This is a genomic window from Curtobacterium sp. ZW137, from assembly GCF_003762905.1.
Taxonomy (GTDB): Bacteria; Actinomycetota; Actinomycetes; order Actinomycetales; family Microbacteriaceae; genus Curtobacterium.
In genome coordinates this window covers 134,951-158,076 of record NZ_RJKS01000001.1, presented here as the reverse complement: position 1 = coordinate 158,076, position 23,126 = coordinate 134,951, and the positions used below count along the sequence as shown (strand labels likewise).

Genomic DNA, 23,126 nt, shown 5'->3' with positions numbered 1-23,126 from the left:
GCACAGTACCCGACGGCGCGTATGCATCCGCCGCACGCGCGCTGGGCACCTCCTGGGCCCACGCCGCCGGTACCGGCGCGACGCGCCAGCGGCGTGGCGGCCGTGCCGGTGGGGAGAGGTTGTGTCGGGTCGCCGGGGCCGGTCGGGTGGTCAGGCGGGTGCGTCCAGGACCTCGATCACCAGGGGCAGGCCGAGGAAGCGCGCGTGGTGGGCGGCCGCGGACTCGAGCGCGCGGACCGCCGGCGCGGCCAGCGGCACGAACGGGGTCACCGTGGTGCGGACGTCCCGGGTGCGCTCGGCGCTCTTCCACGTGCCGACGACCTGTCCGCGGTGCACGGCCATCGGCAGGAACATGCCGTTGCCGCCGGGGACGACCCGGTCCGCGTGCACGGCGTCGAGGTGCCCGCTGCGGTCCGCGTACCCGAGGAGGTACTCGTCGAAGCCCGGCAGCAGCTGCCCGGTCGCGACGCCACCGGGCTCCGGCCGGTCGGCGAGGGCGAGGAGTCCGTCGCCGAGGTCCTCCACCGCGTCGCCGGCCGCGGCCCGGGCGCGACGGAGGTCCCCGAGCGGGAGCTTGGTCCAGTTCGCGGCGTCGACCTCGGTCGCCGGGCCGCGGCCGCGGAGGTACCCGACGAGCGTCCGCCGGAGCGCCTCGTCCCGGTCGGGCACGGACTCCGTGGCGGGCGCCCACTCGTCGAGCAGCACGAGCTCCTGCCCGACGCGGCCGGTCGGCCCCCAGGCGACGAGGCCCTCCTGCGCCAGGTGGAGCAGCAGGTGGTACCCGCGGCCGCCGGCAGGGTCGATGCCGGCGTCGCGGTAGCGGCCGAGGATCCCGTCACGATCGAGCGACCGGCCGCCGCCGAGCGCCTCGACGGTGATGTCACGGGCGCGGGCGACGAGCGCGTCGTCGATGCCGAGCTGGCCGGCACGGCGGGTCAGCGTCGTGAACGTCCGCGATGCCGTCAGGGAGAGGAGCATCCGGAGGTCGTCGGGCCGCAGCACGTGCAGCGTGCCGCGCATCGGCCACGAGCGGACGAACTCCCCGCGGTCGAACGCGGCGCGGACGTCGGCCCGGGTGCGTCCGAGCGCGCGGGACCCGATCGCCCAGAGCGACTGCCCGAGGTCCTGCGCCTGGAGCGCCGTCATGTGCGTGACGACGTCGAGCGCCGACCCGCCGGACACCCCGACCCCCTGCGCGGCGAGGCGCATCGCCCGGAGGCGTGCGGGGGTGATCACGGCGAGCTCAGGCCACCGCGGCGGCGATGTCGTCGACGTGCTGCTCGATGTACGCCACGTCGGCGCGGTACAGCTCGGCGTGCCCGTGTGCGAGGTCGCTGATGAACTTCGGGTTGCCCGCCGAAGCTTCGGACTCGAGCGTCGTGACGAGCGCCACGATCGACGCCACCATCGTGTCCGCGAGCCGTGCCCGGGACGGTTCGTCGAGGCCGTAGGCACGGCAGAACTCCGCGGCCCGGGCGAGGCGCTGCTCGAGGGCGGGGGCCGTCGACCCCTCGACCTCCCCCGTGGTGAACGGGGCGAACCGGTAGACCGCGCTCGCCACGTCCCAGACGCGCGGCCCGGGGTGCGCGGTGTCGAAGTCGATGATCCCGACGGCGGCGATGCCGTCGTAGACGCAGTTGTACGGGGCGAAGTCACCGTGCACGACGGTCTCCACGGGCGCCCGGGCCGACTGGGACCAGACGTCGGTGTCCTCGTCGAGGGGGAAGGTCGCCGCGGCGTCGTGGTAGTGCCGGAGCATCCGGGCGCTCGTGACGAGGGCCGCTTCGCTCGCGATGTCCTCGGTCCACGGGTACTCCCCCGCGACGCCGGGCACGAACGACACGGTCTCGAGGGTGTGCCCGAGCTCGATCGGTTCCGGTGCAGCCACGAACCCCTGTTCGTGGAGGTGCCCGAGCAGGCGGTGGACGGTGGGCGTCCACGGCCCGGCAGGCCGGTGGACTCGGTCATCTGCCCTGGTGATGCGCTCCATGGGAGCCCTCCTGTCGCGGTCGTCTCCGTTGACGTGCTTCCGGCGTGTGGGAGAGCGTATCGGGCCGTGGCTGATGATGTCGCGATCCATTCGCACACATACGACGGTCGGAAGCGTGCTCACATCCGTATGCACCGTTGCATGCAAGGCGTAGGATCGAGCCCGTGAACAGCAGCACGACCAGCGCCCAGGCCGCGTCGGACCGGGCCTACGACCACGTCAAGCGCGCGATCATCCGCGGCGACCTGCCCGGCGGCACCGCCATCAGCGAGAACGCCCTCTGCCAGGACCTCGGGGTCTCCCGGACGCCGGTGCACGAGGCGTTCCTGCGCCTGGCGGCCGAGGAACTCCTCACGCTCGAGTCCCGCAAGGGCGCCGTCGTGCGCCCGATGTCCCCGAACGAGGCGGCGGACGTGCTGGAGATGCGCGAGGCGATCGAGAGCACCGCGGCCAGCCGGGTCGTGACCGACGGTCGCGTGGCGGACCTCGCCCCGAGCCTCCAGGCCATGCTGGCGGAACAGGCGACCGCGGTCGCCGACGGGGACGTCGACCGCTTCATCGAGGTGGACGCCGAGTTCCACGGCGCCGTGATCGGCGCGTCGCGGAACGCGATCGCCGTGCTGTTCGCGCGGACCCTGCGCGACCGGCAGCAGCGGCTCCGGCACCAGCTGATGCGGGTGCAGCCGTCCCAGCTGCAGTCGTCGCTCGACGACCACCGCGCGCTCGCCGCCGCACTCGAGGACGGGGACGCCGCCCGGTACGCGGCCGTGCTCCACGACCACGTCGCATCGCACCGGGGCGCCCTGTGAGCGCGACCGGATCGATCCCCACCACGGGCTCCGTCGCGCTGCCGCGCGCCCGGGTGATGCCGTGGGTCGCAGTCTGGGGTGCCGTGTTCGTGTGCTCGTGGGGCGGCAACCAGTTCAGCCCGCTGCTGCTCATGTACGAACAGCGTGCGCACTACTCGTCGGTGCTCGTCAACGTCTTCCTCGGCGTCTACGTGCTCGGGCTCGCGCCGGCACTGCTCATCGCCGGGTCCCTGTCCGACCGGCACGGCCGTCGCCCGCTCATGCTCGCCGGCATCGGGTCGGCGGTGCTCGGCAGCGGGTTGCTCGCGCTCGGGCCGCTCGGACCGGAGTTCCTCGCGATCGGGCGACTGTTCTCCGGCGTGACGGTCGGCATCGCGATGGCGGTCGGGAACAGCTGGGTGAAGGAGCTCTCGCAGGGCCGCTTCGACCGGGCCGCGGACGCCGGGGCCGGAGCACGACGGGCATCGCTGGCGTTCACGCTCGGCTCGGCGTCCGGCGCGCTCGTCGCGGGGCTCATCGCGCAGTGGGGACCGATCCCCGAGGTGCTGCCCTTCCTCATCCACATCGCTGTCGCGCTGCCCTTCGCCGTCGTCGTGTGGCGGACGCCGGAGACGCAGACCTCGGGTGGCCTCCCCGGACCCTGGTGGCGCCAGCTCCGCGTCCCGAGCGCCGGACACCGCCGGTTCACCCGCGTGGTGCTCGTCGCCGCGCCGTGGATCTTCGGCTCGGCCGCGATCGGGTACGGGTACCTGCCGACCCGGCTCGTGGGGGCCACCGGGGCGTGGGGGCTCGTGTTCGCCACCGCCGCGACCGTCGTCGCACTCGGGGTGTCCAGCGCGGTCCAGCCGATCGCGAAGCGGGTCCACTCGATCACCTCGGCCAGGGGGCTCGCGTGGGCGGTGTTCCTGATGACGCTCGGGATCGCGGTCGTCGGCGTGGCGATCGTGCTGCAGTCGGTGTGGATCGGGCTCGCGGCCAACGTGGTCATCGGCGTCGGGATCGGCTTCGGGCTCGTGTCGTCGCTGCTCGAGGTGCAGCGGATCGCGGGGCCGCGGGACCTCGCCGGGCTGACGGGGGTGTTCTACGCGGCGGCGTACGCGGGGTTCCTGGCGCCGGCGGTCATCGCGGCGGTGGCGGGCGTCGTGGCGCTGCCGGTCGTCCTCGCCGTCATCGTGGCGCTCGGGCTCGTGTCGTGGGGCGGCGTGCTGGTGTCGTCACGCCGGCACATCCCGGGCGCGTAGGCGCGGCGCCGGGCGCGGGCGCGGGCGCGCGCAGCGCGGGGCGCGGGGCGCGGGCGCGCGCAGCGCGGGGCGCAGCGCGCTACAGCCGGTCGCGGAGCCAGCTCGGGCCGCGCGTGGACACGTCGGCGCCCAGCGCCGACACCCGCTCCCGCAGCTCCCTGTCCGCCGTCACGACGACGACCGGGGCGTGCCCAGCGTCGAGTGCCGCTGCGGCAGCGGCGACGATCGCGTCGTCCCCGGACCCCGGCGCGCGTACCACCGACACAGGCCCTGCGTCAGCAGCAGACGCAGCGACCGCCGCGCCCTCGAGCACCACGGTCCACCGCGGCCACCACTGCGTGAACCCGAGCCCCAGCGCATCGGCGGGCAGCCCCACCGCGGCGAGCGCCGTCACCTGCGACAGCAGCCGCCCGGCAGCCCCCGCCCGGTCCTTCCACCACCCGTCGGGCACGCTCCCGACGACGTTCGCCGCGTCGACGACGACGTGCGGCGTGGTGCCGATCGCGTCGCGGAGCGCGGGCCACGATGCTCCGAAGCCCGGGTGCAGCGGCAGCGTGTCGACCTCGGCGAGCGGGATCCAGGACAGCGCGAGGCTCTCCCGGTCGCTGATCACCGGTTCGAACGGCGTGCTCGCCCGTCCGACGACGGTCGTGTAGGTCCAGTACCCGAGGTCGAGCACGGACGTGTGCCGGAGGTCGACCCCGTCGAGCGGGACGCCGGCTTCCTCCGCTGATTCGCGGAGCGCGCCGGTGACCGCGTCCTCGTGCTGGTGGCGTGCGCCGCCCGGGATGCCCCAGGTGCCGCCGTGGTGGCTCCACTCGACGCGGTGCTGCAGGAGCACGCGTCCGTGGCCGTCGTCGACGAGCAGTCCGGCGGCGCCGAACACGCCCCACGCCTTGGTGCCGTCGGGTCCGTACGCCCAGGCGTCGCCGGGGTCGCGGGGGCCGGGCGGCGGACCGGGAGGCAGGGCATCGGGCACGCTCCCACCCTTCCACACGCGCCCGTGGACGGGCCGTCATGTGACCGCGGGCGTCGTGTACGGTGCTGATCGAGACACGGGGTGCCGCATCCAGCGGCTGAGATCACACCCGTCGAACCTGCTCGAGCTCGTACTCGCGAAGGGATCGTCCATGGAAACCGCTGCGCCCGCACGGGCTGAACGCACCGCTGAACTCCTCGAGGCCGTCAGGGCCAGGAGTCCCCTGGTGCAGTGCATCACGAACACGGTGGTGCAGAACGTCACGGCGAACGTGCTCTTGGCGCTCGGCGCCTCCGCTGCGATGGTCGACGTGCCGACCGAGGCCGGTCCGTTCGCCCGGATCGCCGACGCGCTCCTGGTGAACACCGGCACCCCGCACGCCGAGCCGCGGACGGCGTCGCTCGAGGCGGCCGCCGCTGCCGCCGAGTCGGGGACCCCGTGGGTCCTCGACCCGGTCGCGGTCGGCTCACTGCCGGTGCGCACCGCACTGGCCCGCGACCTGCTGGCGCTCCGTCCGACGGTGCTGCGGGGCAACGCGTCGGAGGTCCTCGCCCTCCTCGGTTCCTCCGCCGGTGGGCGCGGGGTGGACAGCACGGCCAGCACCGATGACGCGCGAGCGTCCGCCGTCGATGCGACCGCCGGGAGGCTCGTGGGCGCGGTGGCCGTGTCCGGTGCCGTCGACCTCGTGGTCGGGTCGAGTGCCCCGGGCGGCTCCGTCACGCCGGTCCGGATCGCGAACGGCACGGGGCTCCTCACCCGGATCACCGGCGGGGGCTGCGCGCTCGGCGCGGTGATCGCCGCGTTCGCGTCGGTGAGCCCCGGCGACCCGGTCGCCGCCGCCGTCGCCGGGACCGCCGTGCACACGATCGCGGCCGAACTGGCTGCGCGGGACGCCGGCGGTCCGGGGACGTTCCAGCCGCTGTTCCTGGACCGGCTCGCGTCGCTGACCCCGGAGGACGTGGTCCGCGAGGCGCGCATCAGCGAGGAGACGGCGGCATGAGGGACCTCGGCGTCTACCTCGTCACCGACCCCGTGCTCTGCGACCGGCACGGGCTCGGGGTGCTCGGCGTCGTCCGGGCGGCCGTGCACGCCGGGGTCCGGATCGTGCAGGTGCGGGACAAGCAGGCGAGTGCGCGGGACCTCCTCGCACTGACCGGTGCGGTCGCTGATGCCGTCGGCGACCGGGCGGAGGTCGTCGTGGACGACCGGCTCGACGTCGCCCTGGCCGCTCGGCACGCTGGGCACCGGGTCGCCGGGGTGCACCTCGGGCAGTCCGACGTGCCGGTGTCGGCGGCGCGGGCGCTCCTCGGGCCGGACGCACACGTCGGTCTGACGGCGAACACCCCGGCGCACCTCGCTGCCCTCGAGCGGCTCCCCCGCGGCACGGTCGACCTGCTCGGTGTCGGGGTCGTGCACCCCACGTCGACGAAGCCGGACCACCCGCCGGCGCTCGGGTACGAGGGGATCGCGAGGCTCGCGGCAGCGACGGACCTGCCGTGCGTCGCGATCGGCGGAGTGGACCTCGACGACGTCGCACCCCTGCACGCGGTCGGTGCGGCGGGCATCGCCGTGGTGTCCGGGATCTGCGCGGCGCCCGACCCGGGGTCGGCGGCCGCGGCGTACGTGGCGGCGTGGGCGGGCTCGGGGGCCGGCCGTGTCGGCACCGCGGCGGCACGTGACGGGCGCGTGGCGAGCCTCCGGACCGGGTCGACCGGAGCCGCGCGATGAGCGGGCCGGTGCGCGTGCTGAGCATCGCCGGGACCGACCCGACCGGCGGCGCCGGGCTGCAGGCCGACCTGAAGTCGATCGCGGCGCACGACGGGTACGGCATGGCGGTCGTGACGGCCGTCGTCGCGCAGAACACGCGCGGCGTGCGGTCGGTGCACGTGCCGGACGTCCGCGTCCTGCGCGACCAGCTCGACGCCGTGTCCGACGACGTCGTCGTGGACGCGGTGAAGACCGGGATGCTCGCCACTGCAGCCGCCGTCCGTGAGGTGACCGACTGGCTCCGCACGAACCGGCCGCCGGTCGTGGTCGTGGACCCGGTGATGGTGGCGACGAGTGGTGACCGGCTGCTCGACGCCGACGCCGAGCAGGCGATGACCGAGCTGCTGGTGTTGGCGGACCTCGTGACGCCGAACCGGGCCGAGCTCGCGGTGCTGGCGGGGCTGGCGGGGCCGACGGGGCCGTCTGGATCGGCGGGGTCGGCCGGGCTGGCCGGCGCTGCGGCCACGGATCCGCTCGATGCCGCTCGTGCGGTCGCGGCGCGCTGGGACGTCCTGGTGCTCGCGAAGGGCGGGCACGCGGCGGGGCCGACCTCGGACGACGTGCTCGTCGCGCCGGACGGCACCGCGCGGGTGTTCTCCGCACCGCGCGTCGACACCGCGAACACACACGGCACCGGGTGCTCGCTCTCGAGCGCGATCGCGACCCTGGCGGCGCGGCACGGCGACTGGGAGATCGCGGTCGGCGTGGCGAAGGACTGGTTGACGGCGGCGCTCCGCGGGGCGGACGCACTCGAGGTCGGGAGCGGCAACGGGCCGGTCGACCACGGCGCGCAGCTCCGGGCGGCCCTGCCGGAGCCCCGGTACACGGACGTGTGGTGGGACGACGTGCGGGCGGTGCTCGACGAGACCATCCGGGCGCCCTTCCTCGTGCGGATGGCCGACGGCACGCTCGAGCCCGACGTGTTCGCCGGGTACCTGGCGCAGGACGTGCACTACCTGCGGGCGTACGAGGGGCACCTCGCCGCGGTCGGTCGTGCTGCAGCCGCAGGGTCCGAGGCCGCGGCGTTCTGGGCGGCAGCCGCTGCCGGCTGCGCCGACGAGGCGGCGAGCCTGCACCACCGGCGCCTCGCCGGCACGCACGCCGACGACCCTGTGCACCCCACGAGCGCCGGGTACCTCGCGCACCTGCGGGCGGCCGCGGACTCCGGCGAGGCCGCGGTCCTCGCCGCAGCGGTCCTTCCGTGCTTCCGGCTCTACGCCTGGGTCGGGTCGCAGCTCGGGGTCGCCCCGGTCGGCCACCCGTACGCGGACTGGATCACGGCGTACGGGGACCCCGGGTTCGGGGCGTCGAGCGCCGCGGCCACGGCGCACGTGGAGACGCTGGCGCGGGCGGCGGGTCCGGCCGTGCGGGGTGCGATGGCCCGGGCGTTCCGGGACTCCACGCGGTGGGAGCTGGCGTTCTTCCGGATGCCCTACGAGCTCGGGGGCGCGGTCGTCGGCGGCTCGGTGGTCGGCGCCGCCGTTCCCGGGGCCAGCCGGACCAGCGCGACGTCGAGTGCTCCGTCGGACACGGTGCAGCGCATCCAGGTGTAGTCGGGCTGACGCCGTCGGTCCGTCGGCGACCCCGGGTTGAGCAGTCGCAGCCCACCCGGGGCCGTCGTGTCCCACGGGATGTGCGAGTGCCCGAACACGAGCACGTCGACGTCCGGGTACTCCGCCGCCGCCCGCCGCTCACGGCCGGTCGCGGCGCCGGTCTCGTGCACGAGCGCGAAGCGGAGCCCCTCGACCTCGAAGCGGGCGACGAGGGGCAGGCGGTCGTCGAACTCCGGACCGTCGTTGTTCCCCCGGACGCCGACGAACGCCGCGCTCCTGGCCTCGATCGCGTCGAGCGTCGCCAGGTCCACCCAGTCCCCCGCGTGCACCACGAGGTCCGCGGCGTCGATGTCGGCCCAGAGCGCTGCCGGCAGGTCCTTCGCGCGCTTCGGCAGGTGCGTGTCCGAGAGCAGGACGAGCGACGTGGTCACTCGGACCCGGGCTGGCGGTTCGCGCCGTTCGGCATCGGGAGTCCGGCCTCGTCCGAGGCGCCGAGCCGTTCGAGCAGCCCCGCGAGCAGTGCGATGTCGTCGTCCGACCAGCTCGCGATCCGCTCGTCGAGCGCGTCGCGGTGCAGCTGCACGGACCGTTCGAGCGCGGCGCACCCGGCTTCCGTCGCCGCGAGCGGCTTGGCGTTGCCGGTGCCGCCGTCGGTCGTGCGGATGAGCCCCGCCGCGAGGAGCCCGGACAGCTGCCGGGAGATCGTCGAACGGTTCAGGCGGAGGTAGCGGGCGATGTCGATCGCCATGCAGCCCTCGTGCTGGACGATGAAGTCGACGAGGGACTGGTCGACGACGCTGAGCACGGACTCGGTTCCGCGGGCGCGGATGCTCGCGCGGCGGGTGATGCGTGAGAGCTCGGTGTAGGCGCGTCCGATGTCAGCGTTGCGGACGTCGGACCTCGGGTGGTCCATCGTGCCTCCAGCCATTTCTGCCGCTCCCCCACGGGTCGACGGCGGTGTTGATCTGCCGGTCACCATACCGGCGGGGTCGCCGGACCGGCTACTCGCCGCGGATCGCGGCTTCGAGCGTGGGGATGTCGAGCTTCACCATGCGCATCATCGCGTCGAAGGCCCGCGCCCGGCCCTCCGGGTCACCGCCGGCGCTCATCAGCTCGCCCCAGTTCGCCGGGGTGACCTGCCACGAAACCCCCCACGCGTCGGTGAGCCACCCGCACATCGACGGTGTGCCGCCCGCGTCGAGGAACGCGTCCCAGATCCGGTCCAGCTCGTCCTGGTCGTCGACGTCGATCTGGAACGAGATCGCATCCGAGTGCGGGTGGCCGGGGCCGGCGTTCATCGCGCGGTAGGGCTTCCCGCCGAGGACGAACTCGACGACCATCGTGGTGCCGTCGGGCAGCCGCTGCACGTTCTGCACGGACGAGTCGGGGATGACGGAGGTGTAGAAGGTGGCGGCTTCCTCGGCCTGCCCGTCGTACCAGATGAAGGGGACGATCTGTCGCACGGTGGTGCCTCCTCGGTGTCTCAGTCCGCGACGTTGCGGCTGAGCAGTGGTGCCTTCTCGGGGTGTTCGTCGAACCAGGTGCCGACGAACCAGCACATCGGGACGATGCGCTTGTCGTTCTTCGCCTCGACGTCGCCGACGGCGTACGCGACGAGTTCCGCGGCGTAGCCGTGCCCGCGGTGCTTCGGCACGGTGTAGGTGTGCGGGAACGCGACGGCGTCGACGTTCTCGCGGTAGTCGAGCACGCTCACGAGTTCACCGTCGACGTACATCGCGTACCGGCTCTGGTCGGCCTCGTCGCGGAACTCGTGTGCCATGTCGCCATCATGCCTCGGAATGCACCAAGCGGCACGGCGTTGTGTGGTGACCATGACAACTGAGGACATCACGACGATCGGCATCATCGGCGCAGGCAACATCGGATCGCAGCTCGCACGGCTCGCCGTCCGGAACGGCTACGACGTGGCGATCGCGAACTCCCGCGGTCCGGAGACCCTGCAGGACCTCGTGTCCGAGCTCGGCGAGCACGCGCGTGCCGTCACCCGTGACGAGGCCGCCGCAGCGGGTGACCTGGTCGTGGTCACCACGCCGCTCGCCGCGATCGAGACGATCCCCGTCGAGCCGCTCGTCGGCAAGGTCGTCATCGACACGAACAACTACTACCCGCAGCGCGACGGCCACATCGCCGCGCTCGACGACGAGACGACGACCACCGCGGAGCTGCTGCAGGACCACCTGCCCGGCGCGAGGGTGGTCAAGGCGTTCAACCACATCGCGGCGGCGGACCTCACCACGGCGGGCTCCCCGCGCGGCACCGAGGGACGCCGTGCACTCATCGTGGCGGGCGACGACGCCGATGCGAAGCGGACCGTCGCGGACCTCCTCGACGAGTTCGGCTTCGACGCGGTCGACATCGGCCCGCTCGCCGAGGGATGGCGCATCCAGCGGGACACCCCCGGCTACGTCAAGCCGTACGCGGCGCTCGACCTCGAGCTCGCCGTGGCGGACGCGAAGCGCTACCGCGACATGTGAGCCGGGCGCCGGGCGTGCGACGGCACGCCCGATCGTGCTCAGGCCTCGTCGAAGATGACCGTCATCTCGGCGAGGTCGTCCTCACTCGGCACCCACGTGGTGCCGGCCTCGACGTTCTGCACGATCTGCTCGGGCTTCGTCGCCCCGGCGATCACGCTCGTCAGCCCCGGCTGCGCCAGGAGCCACGCGAACGTCGCCTGCAGCATCGTGACGTCGCGCTCGTCGCAGAACCGCTGGTACTCCTCGAGCGCGTCCCACGGAGCACTCTCGAGCAGCTCCGGCTTCAGCTTCGACAGACGCCCGTCAGCCGGGCCGCCCTCGCGCGTGTACTTGCCGCTGAGGAGGCCGTTGTAGAGCGGGAAGAACGGCAGGAACCCGAGCGCGTACGCACGGACCGCCGGCAGCACCTCGGCCTCGACCCCGCGGGACAGCGGGCTGTACTCGTTCTGCGCCGACACGAACGCCGTGGTGCCGGCGATCGACGCGGTCAGCTCGGCCTCGGCGACCTGCCACCCGGCGAAGTTCGAGTGCCCGATGTAGCGGATCTTGCCCTCGCGGACCAGGTCGTCGAGGACCGACAGGGTCTCCTCGATCGGCGTCACCGGGTCCGGGCGGTGCATCTGGTACAGGTCGATCCAGTCCGTCCCGAGGCGCTGCAGCGACGACTCCACGGCGAGCCGCACGTACCGGCGGGAGCCGCGGACGTCCCAGTCCGGCCCGTTGACGCCCTGCATGTCCATGCCGAACTTCGTCGCGAGGACGACCTCGTCACGACGGCCGGCGATCGCCTTCCCGAGCATCGACTCGGACTGGCCGGGGGTCCCGCCGTAGATGTCGGCGGTGTCGAGGAGGGTGACGCCGGCGTCGAGTGCGGCGTGCACGACGGCGTCGGTGCCCTCCTGCGTCTCGGTCGCCGTGCCGACCCGGCCGAAGTTGTTGCAGCCGAGGCCGACGGTGGAGACGACGAGCCCGGAGGGGCCGAGTGGACGGTGTTCGATGACTGCCATGCGTCGACCGTACCGATCACCCCGGAACTGGGGCTGCATCCGGTCGACGCGTTGCCGTTACAACTGACGATGGATCAGTACACGGAGGGAGCAGCGCACGTGGCGTCGCATCGCATGCACGATTCCGATCGACCCCGTCGGCCCGTTCCGGCGTGGGTCACGGCCCCCTTCGTCGACGGCGCGGTCGGCCCGGGCGACGGCGCGGCCGGCTCGGTCGACACGTCCGGCACCGGCCTGGAGGCTCGCCCCACGCCCGTCCCGTCCGCTCCCGCCCCGGAGACGATCGAGTCCAGGGCACCCCGGGTCACGCCCGGCAGCGTCCCGGCTCCGGGCAGCGCTCCCGGTCCGGCCGCGCAGCACGCACTCGACCCGGACGCCGTGGTCCCCGACTACCCGCCGACCGAGGCACTCCTTCCCCCGGCCCCGATGTCGCCCGTCGTGCACACGACCCCGTTCGACCGGGTCACCGGCGCCTCGGCTCCCGCACCGGTCTCCCCCGTCGACGCCCCGGCGCTCGTCGCAGCGGCCGCGTCGGCACCCGCTCCCGTTCCCGCGCCGTCCGGCCCCGTGGTCCCCCGCGCCGGCCAGCCGCGGTTCTCGGTCCCCGGCCTCGAGCACGTCGTCGTCGAGGGCACCGAACCCGAGCCGACCGGACCCGTCGGCTACCGGACGCCCGCCCGGTTCGCACACCAGCAGGGTCTGGTGCCGCCCACGCCGACTCCGGCTGCGGCGCCGTCCTTCGACGCGGTGCTCGCCGCACCGCCCACCACCGCGACCCGGGCGCTCCCGACGCAGCCCGAGGCGGACGCGACCGCTCCTGCCGGGGCCGACCCGAGCCTCCAACCTGATGCTCCTGCACCGTCTGCTCCCGCACGTCGCGCGCTCGGGGCCACCCCGGGAGCCGTGCTCGGCGCGGTCGCGGCACTCGCGACGCTGGGTCTCGCGGCGTGGTGGTTCACCGCTCCCGGAACCGTGCATGCCGTCGGACTCGCACTCGGCGTGATCGCGCTCGTGTGCTCGTTCGCGACGCTGCGGAACCGCGCGGCGACGTGGCAGCGGCCGGTCGCGCTCCTCGGGGCGGTGCTCGGCATGGTCGGCACGCTGGTGCTGCTCTGGGCCGTCGCGAGTGCGGCGCTGCCGATGGCCGGCGTGACGCTCCCCGACCTCACCGGCGCCGGCGTCGTCCCCACGCTCGCGCCCTGACGCGCGCGGGCCGGACTCACCGGCTCGCCGGCCCCCGGCCGGGCCTCGGCCCGCCGGTCGAGTGCGCAGACGTTGCTGCCGAAGCCGGATTCGTGCGCGACTGCTGCGCACTCGACTGCGGGGGCGACGGCGACGGCCACGGCGCCGGCATCGGCCACGGCCACGGCCTGTCGAGTGCGCAGACGTTGCTCCCGAAGCGGGATTCCAGCGCGACTACTGCGCACTCGATGCTGCGGAGACCGCACGCCCGGCCGCGCCGCCGCGCGGCTCAGACCGCGCGGACGACCCCGCGGGACAGGATCGCGTTCGTCAGGGCGTCGATCGGTTCCCGCTGCACCGTCGGGTTCGCGATGAGCACGTAGTCGACGGCCGGCAGGTCCGGCAGCCCCAACCGCTGCGACACCTTCACCAGGTCGGCCGGGATCAGCGAGTGCGGGAACACCGCGACGCCGATGCCCGCCCGGACCGCCGCCAGCACCCCGTTCACGTCACGCGTGTTGCAGGTGATGCGCCAGGTGCGGCCGGCGGCCTCGAGCGCGTCGATCGCCATCTGCCGGCTGATGCTCGGCGCCTGGTACGCGATGAGCGGCACCGGTTCGTCACGCTCCACCGCTATGCCGTCCTGGGCCATCCACACCATCTGGTCCGTCGCCACGCGGGTGCCCTCGGCGGACTCCCCCGCCGTCTGCTTGATGAACACGAGGTCGAGCTGCCCCGCGTGCACCCGGCGCAGGAGCGGTGACGACTGGTTGACCGTCAGCTCGAGGTTGACCTGCGGGTGCAGCCGCCGGAAGTCCCGGAGGATGCGCGGCAGCTGGGTGATCGCGAGGTCGTCCGCCGCACCGAACCGGAGCCGGCCGCGCGTGGCTGATCCGGAGAAGTAGGCGTCGGCGGTGGCGTGCGCCGCGAGGATCGTCCGTGCGAACCCGGCCATCGCGTCGCCGTTGTCCGTCAGGGAGACCCCGCGGGTGTCCCGCGCGACGAGGGTCCGGGACACCGCGGTCTCGAGGCGCCTGACGTGCTGGGACACCGTCGGCTGGCTGATGCCGAGACGGGCCCCGGCCTGCGTGAAGCTCTGCGTCTCGGCGACGGCGAGGAAGGTCTGGAGCAGCACGGGATCGAGCACGGGTCTCCTTCGACCGTCGTCCGGGCCCATTCGGGATCGCAATGGACTGATAGCCACCATAGGGGTATCGAATGACTCCGGGCCAAGTAGTTTCGATGGGGTACCGATTCCGCCCTCGACCGCCGGAGAACCCCACCGTGAGCGCGTCATCGACGACCCTCTACCCGCCCACCGAACCGCTCCCGATCCAGGCCACCAGACCGCCGTGGCGACACACGCTCATCGCGCTGTCGGTCCCGAACTTCCGCCTGTTCACGGCGACGAACCTCGTCGCGATGACGGCCGGCTGGATGCAGCGCATCGCGCAGGACTGGCTCGTCCTGCAGCTCACCGGCTCGGTCGCGCAGGTCGGCATCACCGTCGCGTGCCAGTTCGCGCCGATGCTCTTCTTCGGGCTGTTCGGCGGCGTGATCGTCGATCGGTTCTCCAAGCGCGCGCTGATGATGATCACGCAGGGCGCCTTCGCGCTGCTCTCCGCACTCCTCGCGGTGCTGACGCTGTCGGGGGTGGTCCAGGCGTGGCACATCTGGGCGATCGCCTTCGTGGTCGGCATGGTCACCGTCATCGACAACCCGGCACGCCAGGTGTTCGTCACCGAGATCGTCGGCCACGAGCACCTGCGGAACGCGATCAGCGTGAACTCGTCGGTGTTCCAGCTCGGCGGGATGATCGGCCCGGCACTCTCCGGGGCGCTGCTCGTCGCCGTCGGGGCGGGGTGGTCGTTCGGGGTGAACGCGATCGCCTGCGCCGCGGTGGTCGTGACGCTCGGGTTCCTGAAGGTCTCGGAGCTCCACCGGACACCCGCGACCCCACGCGGCAAGGGGCAGCTCGTCGAGGGGCTCCGCTACGCCGTCGGGAAGCCGACCATCATCGTGCCGGTCATCCTCGTGGCGTTCTTCTCGGTCTTCGCGCTGACGATGCCGGTGCTGCTCTCCGCATTCGCCTCGCAGGTGTACGACGTCGGCGCAGGCGGCTACGGCCTGTTCAACTCCGCGGTCGCGGTCGGTGCCCTCGTCGGCGCCCTCCTGTCGACCCGACGGGCGGTGGTCCGGCTGCGGACGATCGTCGGCGGAGTGTTCTGGACCGGGATCCTGCTCGTGATCTCCGGCTCGATCCCGGTGATCGCCCCGTTCACCGTGATGCTCGTCGCGGTCGGGATGTCGCAGCTGCTGTTCCAGACGGCGTCGAACTCGCTCGTGCAGCTGTCCTCGAACACGGCGATCCGCGGCCGCGTGATGTCGCTCTACATCCTGGTGCTGCTCGGCGGACAGGCCATCGGCGGTCCGCTCATGGGCCAGGTCGTCGACCACTTCGGCGCACACGTCGGGATGATGGTCGCCGGCGGCGTGCCGGCCGCGGCGGCGGCCGTCATCGGCCTGGTCCTCGCCCGCCGCGGCGGCTTCCACCTGGCGGTCCGGATGCGGCACCACATGCCGCTCCCGGCGATCGTCGGTCACCGCTGACGGACGGGAGGCTCGGTGCGGGCCCGCACCGAGCCTCCCGTCCGGCCGTGGTCGCGACCATCCTGTGGGTCGCTCCCGGTGATCGCTCGCACCGTGCGGCGCGGCGTGGTCCGCACAACGGAAAGCACCCCGAACCACGGGTGTCCGCGGTTCGGGGTGCTTTCGGTTGTGCGAGGTGCGTCAGTACGCGACGCCGAAACGCGCGCGGCGGTGCGCCGGCGTCTCGATCTCGTCGACGAACGCGATCGCGAAGTCATCGCCGGAGATGTCCGAGTTGCCGTCGGCGTCGGTGAGCAGGACCTCGTCGGTGGTGCGGTACGTGCCGCGACGCTCGCCGGGGTTGTAGCTGCCGAAGGCGGCTGCGGGGCTGACGTAGAACCAGTCGACCTCGGTGTCGGCGGTGCGGAGCGCCTCGAGGATCTGCGCGTGGCTCTTCGCCTCGCCCTTGAACGCGTCCGGGAACTCGGCCGTGTCGAACAGGTGCGGACCGCCCTCGGCGACGAGCAGCGACCCGGCGCCACCGACGATGCCGAGGCGTGCACCGGCGGCCGCGGCGGCGTCGACGAACGGCTGGAACCGGTCCTTGAGCTCGCTGCCGTCGGCCTGGACCGCGTGCAGCGCGACGACGACGACGTCGGCGCCCTTCGTGACCTCGGCGACGAAGCCGGCGTCGAACGCGTCACCCTGTGCGGGCGTCAGGCCCTCGGCGGCCTCGAGCTTGGAGGTGTCGCGGGCGACGGCGACGACCCGGTGGCCACGGGACAGGGCTTCGCGGGTGATGGCGGAGCCGGCGTACCCGGTGCCTCCGAAGACGACGATGGTGGACATGTGTGTTCCTCTCGTGGTGGTGCGTGCTTGCCAGACTCACCTTAAGGGCGTTACTCTCTTTGGGTAAGTAGGCACCTCGCGGTGCGTGACTCTCGGCTCCCGGAGGACCCATGACTGCGCTCGAGTACAGCCCCTACGCCGCGGACTGCCCGTCACGACAGCTCCTCGACCGCATCGGCGACCGGTGGAGCGTCCTGACGATCGGCACGCTGGCGTCCGGTCCCCAGCGGTACTCCGTCATCGCGACGCGGGTCCAGGGTGTCTCCCAGAAGATGCTCACGCAGACGCTCCGGGCGCTGGAACGCGACGGCCTCGTCACGCGCACGGTGTTCCCCGAGATCCCGCCGCACGTCGAGTACGAGCTCACCGACGCCGGCCGGTCGCTCCGCCGCGTGCTGGAGCCGCTCGAGGACTGGGCCACCTCGCACATGGACGCGGTCGCCGTGTCACGCCAGGAGTACGACGCGGCACGCTGACCCGGCTCCGGGGTGCGCGTGGTTGCGTGGGGTGCATGCGATCGATCGTCTACTCCCAGCCCGGTGACTCGTCCGTCCTCTCCCTCGTCGACCGCGACGTGCAGGAACCCGGCACCGGCGAGGTCCGCGTCCGCGTCGTCGTGTCCGGCGTGAACCCCACCGACTGGAAGGCCCGCGCCGGCGGCACCTACGGCGACGGCCTGCCGTTCCCGGAGATCACCCCGAACCAGGACGGCGCCGGCGTGGTCGACGCCGTCGGGCCCGGCGTCGACGAGTTCGCCGTCGGGGACCGCGTGTGGCTGTTCATGTCCGCGGCGCAGCGTCCCACCGGGACCGCGCAGGAGTACACCGTCGTCCCGGCGTCCCGCGTCGTCCCGCTGCCCGACGGGATCTCGTTCGACGTCGGCGCCTCGCTCGCGGTCCCCGCGATGACCGCGCACCGGGCGCTGACCACGCACGAGGAGGGCCCGGCACGCCTCGGACCCGGCGCACTCGACGGGATGACGGTCCTCGTCGCCGGTGGTGCCGGTGCCGTCGGCCACGCCGCGATCCAGCTCGCGCGGTGGGCCGGTGCGACGGTGATCTCCACGATCAGCTCCGACGAGAAGGCCGCGCTGGCCACCGCCGCCGGCGCCCACCACACCGTGAACTACCGCTCCGGGGACACCGCCTCCGCGATCCGGTCGATCGCCCCGGACGGCGTCGACATCGTCGTCGAGGTGTCCATCCCGCAGAACGCCGACCTCGTCGCCGAGGTGCTCGCGAACCACGGCGTCGTGTCGATCTACGCGAACAACGGGGGCGACTCGGCATCGCTGCCGATCCGGCCGAACATGAGCGTCAACGCGCGGTACCAGTTCCTGCTGCTCTACACGATCGGGGACGAGGCCCTCGCCGCCGCCGCCGAGGACATCACCGAGGCACTGCACGACGGGGTGCTGCCCGTGGGGGTGGACGCGGGGCTGCCGCTCACCCGGTTCGACCTGGCGGACACGGCGGCGGCGCACGACGCGGTCGAGGGGGACGCCGTGGGCAAGGTGCTGATCGACGTGCAGCCGGCGTAGGGGGCGGCGCGCGGCGCGCGCCCCGCGCGGCGCTGCGCCCGCTCGGCGCGGGCGGTGCCGCTTGGTTCCGCACAACCAAAGTCGCGCCGAACCACGGAAATCGGTGGTTCGGTGTGCTTTCGGTTGTGCGGCGTCGCGGTCGCCGGTTGCGCTCCGCTGCAGATGTCGCGCCCCGTCACACCGAGGCGCGATGTCCGTACCGGGGCGCGATTCGCAGCCCCCGGCGGACGCCACCGGCCGGACCCACCGGCCGGCCTGCGGCGGCGCAGCCGCAGCGGCGCAGCGCTACGGCGGCGCTGCGGCGCACCGGCCCGCGGCACAGCGGCGCACCGGCCCGCGGCGCAGCGGCGCAGCGGTGCACCGGCCCACGGCCCGCGGCACAGCGGCATGGCGCCGCCGCAGCGGCGCAGCGGCGCAGCGGCGCAGCGGCGCAGCGGCGCACCAGCCGCCGGCGCGGCGGCGCCGCCGGGAGCGGCCCGCCTCAGCGCGCGCGGCGCGTGAGCCGCGCGCGGGCTGCACGGAGCGCCCGCTCGAGGTTCGCCGCGACGACGCGCGGGTCCTCGTAGTCGGCGTCGGAGGTGTCGGAAGCGTCCACGGCACCCATCGCGAAGCCCCCACCGCCCGCAGGCGCGCGACGCTCCACCACACGGATGGGAGCCCGGCCGAACAGCGGCGTCGTCGGGTGCACGCTCGTCATGCCGTCAGCGTACGACCGGCGTCCGACAGCCGTCACGAACGCGGCGCACCGACGCTCACACGGCCGCCGGCTCGCTCACGCTCCGGCGCCGTGCCGGGAACGTCAGCGTGCACGCCACGGCGACGTACTGCGCGACGACACCGACGTTCCGGACGTCGAGGTCCGTGAACGCCCGCGGCGTCGGGCAGTCCACCGTGAGCATGCCGAACGAGTAGCCCTCTCCCCGGATGACGACCGCGACGTAGGACCGGTACCGCGGGTCGAAGTCCGGCGCGTCGTCCACAGCGTCGACGTCGGACTCCCGGTCGCCGACCACGCGCGGCGCTCCGCCGTCCAGCACCCACTCGAGGTTCCGGTCGCCGTACGGCGTGCCCGCGCGGAAGGTCCCGGCCGTGTCACCCGCTCCCCCGTGCCCGATCGGCTCGAGCGCGTCGAGCCGCTTCGAGAGGAGGTAGACGTTCGCCCGGACGTCGGGCACGTGCGGCAGCAGGTAGAAGGCCAGCGCCGCGGCGGCCCGGTCGGCGAACGCCCCGAGTTCGGTCCGTCGGACGGCGGGCTCGTGCGCCGCGAACCGGGTGAGCCGCGTGGCGATCTGGCCGAAGCCGTACTGCACCGCGACCTCGTACGCGGCGAGCGCGGTGGCCCCGGCTTCCTCGGCGGCAGCGCGCACCGTGGCGTTGCGTCGGGCCCGGACCACCTGCCACACCACGACGACGACGAACACCACGAGCGCGGCGACGATGAGGGCGACCCGGGCGGTGGGTGCTCCGACGATGTTGGGCACCTGGAACGCGGCCGTGGGCACCGCGGCGGCCACGACGGGCAGCGCGATGTCCCGGTAGTGCGTGCGGCGGCCCCGCTCGTTCCCCTCGATCACACCCCGACGCTACGGCCGACCACCGACGACGCCATTGCCACAACGGGTGCGATGGGAGGACCATCGTCCAATGCGCATCAGTGACGATCCGCTCCACCCCGCCGCGACACCCCGCGCGATGCCCCGCGCGACGACCACCGCGACACGGACTGCGACGCCCGCCGCGAACCGGCTCGCCGCCCCCACCGCAGCACCACCCGCGCCGACGAAGGCACCACGCGACTCGAGCGTGCACACCGTCGCGAAGACGCTGGCCATCCTCGAGGTCGTCGCCGAGCGCGGCAGCGCCACCGCCAAGGAGGTCTCCGAGGCCCTGGGCTTCCCCCTCCCGACCGCGTACCGGCTCCTGCACGCACTCGTCCACGCCGACTACCTGGTCCACGTCCGGGACGAACGCCGGTTCGAGCTCGGCCGGAAGCTCCACGCCCTCGGAGCGATGGCGTCGACGTCGGCACCGACACCCCGCCCCGCTGCCGGCTGAGCACAGCACGCCCGACCGGGCTGGTAAGCATGGTGCATGACCCAACTCGCCACGCCCGCCGCCGGAACCCGAGCGATCGTCCTCGGAGGCGGCGGGGTCGCCGGCATCGCCTGGGAGCTGGGGGTCCTCGCCACCCTCGAGGAAGCGGGCGTCGACCTCGGCGCCGCGGACCTCGTGATCGGCACGAGCGCCGGCAGCGTCGTCGGGACCTTCGTCCGGCACGGCGGCGTGCGGGAGGCCTACGAGCAGCAGATCTCCCCGCTCGCGACGACCTACGAGGAACCTGCCGTCATCGACGCCGAGGCGATGCAGGAGCGGTTCGGTCAGGCACTCGTCGGCATGACCTCCGAGCAGGACGGCCGCGCCCGCCTCGGCCACGCGGCGCAGGCCGTGACCACCGGGCAGACCGACGACGAGCGCGTGGCGACGTTCACCGAGACCCTGCCGTCCACCGAGTGGCCGGCAGCGCCCCTGGCGATCACGACGGTCGACGCCACCGATGGCTCCTTCCGCGTGCTCACCGCGGCGGACGGCATCCCGCTCCCCCGTGCGGTCGCGGCGAGCTGCTCCGTCCCCCTCGTCTGGTCGCCGGTCACCGTCGAGGGCCGCCCGTACATCGACGGCGGCGTCCGCTCCGGGACGAACTCCGACGTCGCTGCCGGGTACGAGCGGGTGCTCGTCATCGCCTGCGGTCCCGAGGCGCCGTCGCCGCTCGGGCCGTGGCTCGACCAGGCTGTCGAGTCCCTCCGCGCAGGCGGTTCCTCGGTCGAGGTCGTCGTCGCCGACAGCGCGTCGCAGCAGGCCTTCGGCACGAACTCGCTCTCGCTCTCCACACAGCGCCCGTCAGCCGAGGCAGGTTCTGCACAGGCCTCGGCAATCGCCTCCCAGATCGTGGACTTCTGGGCATAGTGGAGGCATGACGACCCCGTTCTCGGACCTCGACCAGTACATCGCCCTCCCCCGTGTGGACGGGATCGCGCTGAGCCCGGACGGTGGTCGTGTCGCCCTGACGGTGAGCACGCTGGATCCGGACGCCACCGGGTACCGGCGCGCGGTCTGGTCCGTCCCGGCGACCGGCGACGGCGAGCCGGCGCGGCTCACCCGCTCGGCGAAGGGCGAGTCCGGCATCGCCTTCACCCGGCAGGGCGACCTGCTGTTCGTCTCGGGTCGCCCCGACGCGGACGCCGCCGACAGCGACGCCCCGCAGCTCTGGATCCTGCCTGCCGCTGGTGGTGAGGCACGTCCCGTCACCCGCCTGTCTGGAGGCACGGGTGGCGTCCTCGCGACGGCCAGCGCTGCTGACGTGGTCGCCGTCACCGCCGACCTCCTGCCCGCGGCGTCCGCGGGCGATCCCGACGGGGCGATCGCGCGCGATGCCGAGCTCCGGAAACAGCGCAAGGACAAGAAGGTGCAGGCGATCCTGCACGAGAGCTCCCCCGTGCGGTTCTGGGACCACGACCTCGGCCCCGACCAGACCCACGTGCTCGGCATCGACCTCACGGCGCTGTCCGACCCGACCGGCGCAGCGCCGAAGACCGACGACGACTCCTACCCCGCGCACCTGCCCGCGCCGACCGACCTCACGCCGGCGCCGGGGCGGACCCTCGACCACGTCGACGGCGCGCTCACCCCGGACGGCGCCACGCTCGTGCTGCAGGTCGGGGTCAAGGAGAGCCGGGGCCAGCGTTCCGCCATCGTGACCGTCGACGTCGCGACCGGTGCGCGGACGGTGCTCTTCGACGACGACGGCGTCGACCACGAGATGCCGGCCCTCAGCCACGACGGCCGCACGCTCGCCTGGGTCCGGACGGTTCGCTCGACCCCAGCGGGCGCGCACCAGCAAGAAGTCTGGACGGCGTCGATCGACGGCTCGGATGCGCACCGCATCGCCACCGACTGGGACCGCTGGCCGAGCGAACTCGTGTTCGCGGCGGACGACACCGCGGTCCTCGCGACCGCCGACCAGGACGGCCGCGCGCCGGTCTTCCGGATCCCCCTCGACGGCGCAGCCGTCGAGCAGCTGACGGACGACGACTGGGCGTACTCGAGCCTCCGTGTGTCGGCGGCGACGGGCGTGGTCGTGGCACTCCGAGCCTCCTGGGCGGCGCCGCTGCACCCCGTCCGGATCGCGACGGACGGCACGGTGACCCCGCTCGCGACGCCGGCGCCCCTGCCGGAGGTGCCCGCCCACCTGGAAGAAGTCGAGACGGTCGCGGCCGACGGCGCGCGCATCCGCGGGTGGCTCGTGCTGCCGGAGGGCGACGGGCCGCACCCGTTCCTGCTCTGGATCCACGGCGGGCCGCTGAACTCCTGGAACCAGTGGTCGTGGCGGTGGAACCCGATGCTCGCGGCGGCGAAGGGGTACGCGGTCCTGCTGCCCGACCCGGCCCTCTCCACCGGCTACGGGCTCGACTTCGTGAACCGCGGGTGGAACGCGTGGGGGCAGGCGCCGTACACCGATCTCATGGCGATCACCGACGCCGTCGTCGCGCGGGACGACATCGACGAGACCCGGACGGGTGCGATGGGCGGCTCGTTCGGCGGGTACATGGCGAACTGGGTCGCCGGGCACACCGACCGGTTCCGGGCCGTCGTCACGCACGCCTCGCTGTGGGCGCTCGAGCAGTTCAACGGCACCACGGACGCGCCGGAGTACTGGTCATCGATCTTCGACGCCGACGGCATGCGCGAGAACGACCCGCACCGCTTCGTGGCGGACATCGTCTCCCCGATGCTCGTCATCCACGGCGACAAGGACTACCGGGTACCCATCGGTGAAGGACTCCGGCTCTGGTCGGATCTGGCGGAGCACCATGCGGCGCCGGACGGCTCGATGCCGCACCGGTTCCTGTACTTCCCGGACGAGAACCACTGGGTGCTGAAGCCGCAGCACGCGGTGGTCTGGTACCAGACGGTGTTCGCGTTCCTCGGGCAGCACGTCCTCGGCGACGACTGGGAGCGTCCGACATTGCTCGGCTGAGGGCGGCTGGCCCGACCCCGAACGACAGCACCGCTGAGGGCGGCTGGCCCGACCCCGAACGACAGCACCGCTGTCGTACGACGTCGACAC

At 73.5% G+C, this 23,126-nt stretch carries 24 protein-coding genes, 1 pseudogene and 1 riboswitch; of the genes and pseudogenes, 13 read left to right on the top strand and 12 right to left on the bottom strand.

Going from position 1 to position 23,126, the window contains the following annotated elements; genetic code table 11:
- Window positions 1-150 precede the first annotated feature (150 nt).
- Both EDF55_RS00745 and EDF55_RS00740 read right to left on the bottom strand, forming a co-directional pair.
- Window positions 151-1,236 carry a winged helix DNA-binding domain-containing protein gene (locus EDF55_RS00745; protein ID WP_123653053.1) on the bottom strand — a complete coding sequence of 362 codons (1,086 nt, stop codon included), beginning with the start codon at window positions 1,234-1,236 and terminating at the stop codon, window positions 151-153.
- 7 nt (window positions 1,237-1,243) lie between these two features.
- Complete coding sequence (locus EDF55_RS00740; RefSeq protein ID WP_165931493.1) at window positions 1,244-1,990, bottom strand: phosphotransferase; 747 nt, start codon at window positions 1,988-1,990, stop codon at window positions 1,244-1,246.
- Between the two features lie 164 nt (window positions 1,991-2,154).
- On the opposite strand from EDF55_RS00740, the gene EDF55_RS00735 reads away from it, so the two are divergent.
- Both EDF55_RS00735 and EDF55_RS00730 read left to right on the top strand, forming a co-directional pair.
- The gene (locus EDF55_RS00735) at window positions 2,155-2,799 is read left to right on the top strand and encodes a GntR family transcriptional regulator (protein WP_123653051.1); all 645 of its coding nucleotides are present in this window, start codon (window positions 2,155-2,157) and stop codon (window positions 2,797-2,799) included.
- Window positions 2,796-4,040, top strand: a complete 1,245-nt coding sequence (locus EDF55_RS00730) for an MFS transporter (protein WP_221180709.1) — start codon at window positions 2,796-2,798, stop codon at window positions 4,038-4,040. Before EDF55_RS00735 ends, EDF55_RS00730 begins: the two co-directional genes overlap by 4 nt.
- 79 nt (window positions 4,041-4,119) lie before the next feature.
- Here EDF55_RS00730 and EDF55_RS00725 read toward each other — a convergent pair whose 3' ends face one another.
- On the bottom strand, window positions 4,120-5,019 hold the full coding sequence (locus tag EDF55_RS00725; protein ID WP_123653050.1) for an NUDIX domain-containing protein: 900 nt from the start codon (window positions 5,017-5,019) through the stop codon (window positions 4,120-4,122).
- Between the two features lie 67 nt (window positions 5,020-5,086).
- Window positions 5,087-5,182: riboswitch (TPP riboswitch) on the top strand.
- On the opposite strand from EDF55_RS00725, the gene thiM reads away from it, so the two are divergent.
- The 3 genes and pseudogenes from thiM to thiD form a co-directional block, all read left to right on the top strand.
- On the top strand, window positions 5,171-6,019 hold the full coding sequence (gene thiM, locus EDF55_RS00720) for a hydroxyethylthiazole kinase (RefSeq protein ID WP_123653049.1): 849 nt from the start codon (window positions 5,171-5,173) through the stop codon (window positions 6,017-6,019). It overlaps the preceding riboswitch by 12 nt.
- Window positions 6,016-6,747 carry a thiamine phosphate synthase gene (gene thiE / locus EDF55_RS00715; RefSeq protein ID WP_123653048.1) on the top strand — a complete coding sequence of 244 codons (732 nt, stop codon included), beginning with the start codon at window positions 6,016-6,018 and terminating at the stop codon, window positions 6,745-6,747. Before thiM ends, thiE begins: the two co-directional genes overlap by 4 nt.
- Window positions 6,744-8,165: pseudogene (gene thiD, locus EDF55_RS19040) on the top strand (bifunctional hydroxymethylpyrimidine kinase/phosphomethylpyrimidine kinase); the annotation flags it as partial. The gene thiE and the pseudogene thiD, both read left to right, overlap by 4 nt.
- A 53-nt stretch (window positions 8,166-8,218) precedes the next feature.
- Here the strand turns inward: thiD and EDF55_RS00705 are convergent.
- The 4 genes from EDF55_RS00705 to EDF55_RS00690 form a co-directional block, all read right to left on the bottom strand.
- A complete protein-coding gene (locus EDF55_RS00705) occupies window positions 8,219-8,770 on the bottom strand; it encodes a metallophosphoesterase (RefSeq protein WP_123653046.1) in 552 nt (183 codons plus the stop codon).
- Window positions 8,767-9,252, bottom strand: a complete 486-nt coding sequence (locus EDF55_RS00700) for a MarR family winged helix-turn-helix transcriptional regulator (RefSeq protein ID WP_185017016.1) — start codon at window positions 9,250-9,252, stop codon at window positions 8,767-8,769. The genes EDF55_RS00705 and EDF55_RS00700 overlap by 4 nt, the downstream gene beginning before the upstream one ends.
- An 88-nt stretch (window positions 9,253-9,340) precedes the next feature.
- Window positions 9,341-9,802: a VOC family protein gene (locus tag EDF55_RS00695; protein ID WP_123653044.1), complete on the bottom strand. Its 462-nt coding sequence runs from the start codon at window positions 9,800-9,802 to the stop codon at window positions 9,341-9,343.
- A 20-nt stretch (window positions 9,803-9,822) separates the two neighbouring features.
- Window positions 9,823-10,173, bottom strand: coding sequence for a GNAT family N-acetyltransferase (locus EDF55_RS00690; protein WP_395868402.1), 351 nt, complete (start codon window positions 10,171-10,173; stop codon window positions 9,823-9,825).
- Between the two features lie 13 nt (window positions 10,174-10,186).
- Between EDF55_RS00690 and EDF55_RS00685 the strand changes: the two genes are divergently transcribed.
- Window positions 10,187-10,834 (top strand): NADPH-dependent F420 reductase, encoded by a 648-nt coding sequence (locus tag EDF55_RS00685; protein WP_123653794.1) that lies wholly within the window; start codon window positions 10,187-10,189, stop codon window positions 10,832-10,834.
- A gap of 38 nt (window positions 10,835-10,872) precedes the next feature.
- On the opposite strand, the gene EDF55_RS00680 is transcribed toward EDF55_RS00685, so the two are convergent.
- Window positions 10,873-11,841, bottom strand: coding sequence for an aldo/keto reductase (locus EDF55_RS00680; protein ID WP_123653042.1), 969 nt, complete (start codon window positions 11,839-11,841; stop codon window positions 10,873-10,875).
- Window positions 11,842-11,955: 114 nt separating this feature from the next.
- Between EDF55_RS00680 and EDF55_RS00675 the strand changes: the two genes are divergently transcribed.
- Entirely contained in the window at window positions 11,956-13,044 is a 1,089-nt protein-coding gene (locus EDF55_RS00675) for a hypothetical protein (RefSeq protein WP_123653041.1), read from the top strand.
- Between the two features lie 268 nt (window positions 13,045-13,312).
- On the opposite strand, the gene EDF55_RS00670 is transcribed toward EDF55_RS00675, so the two are convergent.
- Window positions 13,313-14,170, bottom strand: a complete 858-nt coding sequence (locus EDF55_RS00670) for a LysR substrate-binding domain-containing protein (RefSeq protein WP_123653040.1) — start codon at window positions 14,168-14,170, stop codon at window positions 13,313-13,315.
- Between the two features lie 137 nt (window positions 14,171-14,307).
- On the opposite strand from EDF55_RS00670, the gene EDF55_RS00665 reads away from it, so the two are divergent.
- Window positions 14,308-15,633 carry an MFS transporter gene (locus EDF55_RS00665; RefSeq protein WP_123653039.1) on the top strand — a complete coding sequence of 442 codons (1,326 nt, stop codon included), beginning with the start codon at window positions 14,308-14,310 and terminating at the stop codon, window positions 15,631-15,633.
- Between the two features lie 180 nt (window positions 15,634-15,813).
- On the opposite strand, the gene EDF55_RS00660 is transcribed toward EDF55_RS00665, so the two are convergent.
- Complete coding sequence (locus EDF55_RS00660) at window positions 15,814-16,461, bottom strand: NAD(P)-dependent oxidoreductase (RefSeq protein WP_123653038.1); 648 nt, start codon at window positions 16,459-16,461, stop codon at window positions 15,814-15,816.
- 110 nt (window positions 16,462-16,571) lie between these two features.
- Here EDF55_RS00660 and EDF55_RS00655 point away from each other — a divergent pair, with 110 nt between their 5' ends.
- Complete coding sequence (locus EDF55_RS00655; protein WP_123653037.1) at window positions 16,572-16,937, top strand: helix-turn-helix domain-containing protein; 366 nt, start codon at window positions 16,572-16,574, stop codon at window positions 16,935-16,937.
- Window positions 16,938-16,972: 35 nt separating this feature from the next.
- Window positions 16,973-18,001 (top strand): NADPH:quinone reductase, encoded by a 1,029-nt coding sequence (locus EDF55_RS00650; protein WP_123653036.1) that lies wholly within the window; start codon window positions 16,973-16,975, stop codon window positions 17,999-18,001.
- 481 nt (window positions 18,002-18,482) lie between these two features.
- Here EDF55_RS00650 and EDF55_RS00645 read toward each other — a convergent pair whose 3' ends face one another.
- Both EDF55_RS00645 and EDF55_RS00640 read right to left on the bottom strand, forming a co-directional pair.
- A complete protein-coding gene (locus EDF55_RS00645) occupies window positions 18,483-18,698 on the bottom strand; it encodes a hypothetical protein (protein ID WP_123653035.1) in 216 nt (71 codons plus the stop codon).
- 55 nt (window positions 18,699-18,753) lie between these two features.
- Entirely contained in the window at window positions 18,754-19,575 is an 822-nt protein-coding gene (locus EDF55_RS00640) for a GAF domain-containing protein (RefSeq protein WP_123653034.1), read from the bottom strand.
- 70 nt (window positions 19,576-19,645) lie between these two features.
- Here EDF55_RS00640 and EDF55_RS00635 point away from each other — a divergent pair, with 70 nt between their 5' ends.
- From EDF55_RS00635 to EDF55_RS00625, 3 genes are read left to right on the top strand one after another with little or no spacing between them, the layout of a single operon-like run.
- A complete protein-coding gene (locus EDF55_RS00635) occupies window positions 19,646-20,056 on the top strand; it encodes a helix-turn-helix domain-containing protein (protein ID WP_123653033.1) in 411 nt (136 codons plus the stop codon).
- 36 nt (window positions 20,057-20,092) lie between these two features.
- The gene (locus tag EDF55_RS00630) at window positions 20,093-20,965 is read left to right on the top strand and encodes a patatin-like phospholipase family protein (protein WP_123653032.1); all 873 of its coding nucleotides are present in this window, start codon (window positions 20,093-20,095) and stop codon (window positions 20,963-20,965) included.
- A gap of 7 nt (window positions 20,966-20,972) precedes the next feature.
- A complete protein-coding gene (locus EDF55_RS00625) occupies window positions 20,973-23,036 on the top strand; it encodes an alpha/beta fold hydrolase (RefSeq protein WP_123653031.1) in 2,064 nt (687 codons plus the stop codon).
- The last annotated feature ends 90 nt before the right edge of the window (window positions 23,037-23,126 follow it).

Bases quoted from the DNA above. Each gene is read 5' to 3' on its own strand.
- EDF55_RS00740 (WP_165931493.1), bottom strand. From the start codon at position 1,990: ATGGAGCGCATCACCAGGGCAGATGACCGAGTCCACCGGCCTGCCGGG.
- thiM (WP_123653049.1), top strand. From the start codon at position 5,171: ATGGAAACCGCTGCGCCCGCACGGGCTGAACGCACCGCTGAACTCCTC.
- thiE (WP_123653048.1), top strand. From the start codon at position 6,016: ATGAGGGACCTCGGCGTCTACCTCGTCACCGACCCCGTGCTCTGCGAC.
- EDF55_RS00700 (WP_185017016.1), bottom strand. From the start codon at position 9,252: ATGGACCACCCGAGGTCCGACGTCCGCAACGCTGACATCGGACGCGCC.
- EDF55_RS00690 (WP_395868402.1), bottom strand. From the start codon at position 10,173: ATGGTCACCACACAACGCCGTGCCGCTTGGTGCATTCCGAGGCATGAT.
- EDF55_RS00680 (WP_123653042.1), bottom strand. From the start codon at position 11,841: ATGGCAGTCATCGAACACCGTCCACTCGGCCCCTCCGGGCTCGTCGTC.
- EDF55_RS00675 (WP_123653041.1), top strand. From the start codon at position 11,956: ATGCACGATTCCGATCGACCCCGTCGGCCCGTTCCGGCGTGGGTCACG.
- EDF55_RS00660 (WP_123653038.1), bottom strand. From the start codon at position 16,461: ATGTCCACCATCGTCGTCTTCGGAGGCACCGGGTACGCCGGCTCCGCC.
- EDF55_RS00655 (WP_123653037.1), top strand. From the start codon at position 16,572: ATGACTGCGCTCGAGTACAGCCCCTACGCCGCGGACTGCCCGTCACGA.
- EDF55_RS00650 (WP_123653036.1), top strand. From the start codon at position 16,973: ATGCGATCGATCGTCTACTCCCAGCCCGGTGACTCGTCCGTCCTCTCC.
- EDF55_RS00645 (WP_123653035.1), bottom strand. From the start codon at position 18,698: ATGACGAGCGTGCACCCGACGACGCCGCTGTTCGGCCGGGCTCCCATC.
- EDF55_RS00635 (WP_123653033.1), top strand. From the start codon at position 19,646: ATGCGCATCAGTGACGATCCGCTCCACCCCGCCGCGACACCCCGCGCG.
- EDF55_RS00630 (WP_123653032.1), top strand. From the start codon at position 20,093: ATGACCCAACTCGCCACGCCCGCCGCCGGAACCCGAGCGATCGTCCTC.
- EDF55_RS00625 (WP_123653031.1), top strand. From the start codon at position 20,973: ATGACGACCCCGTTCTCGGACCTCGACCAGTACATCGCCCTCCCCCGT.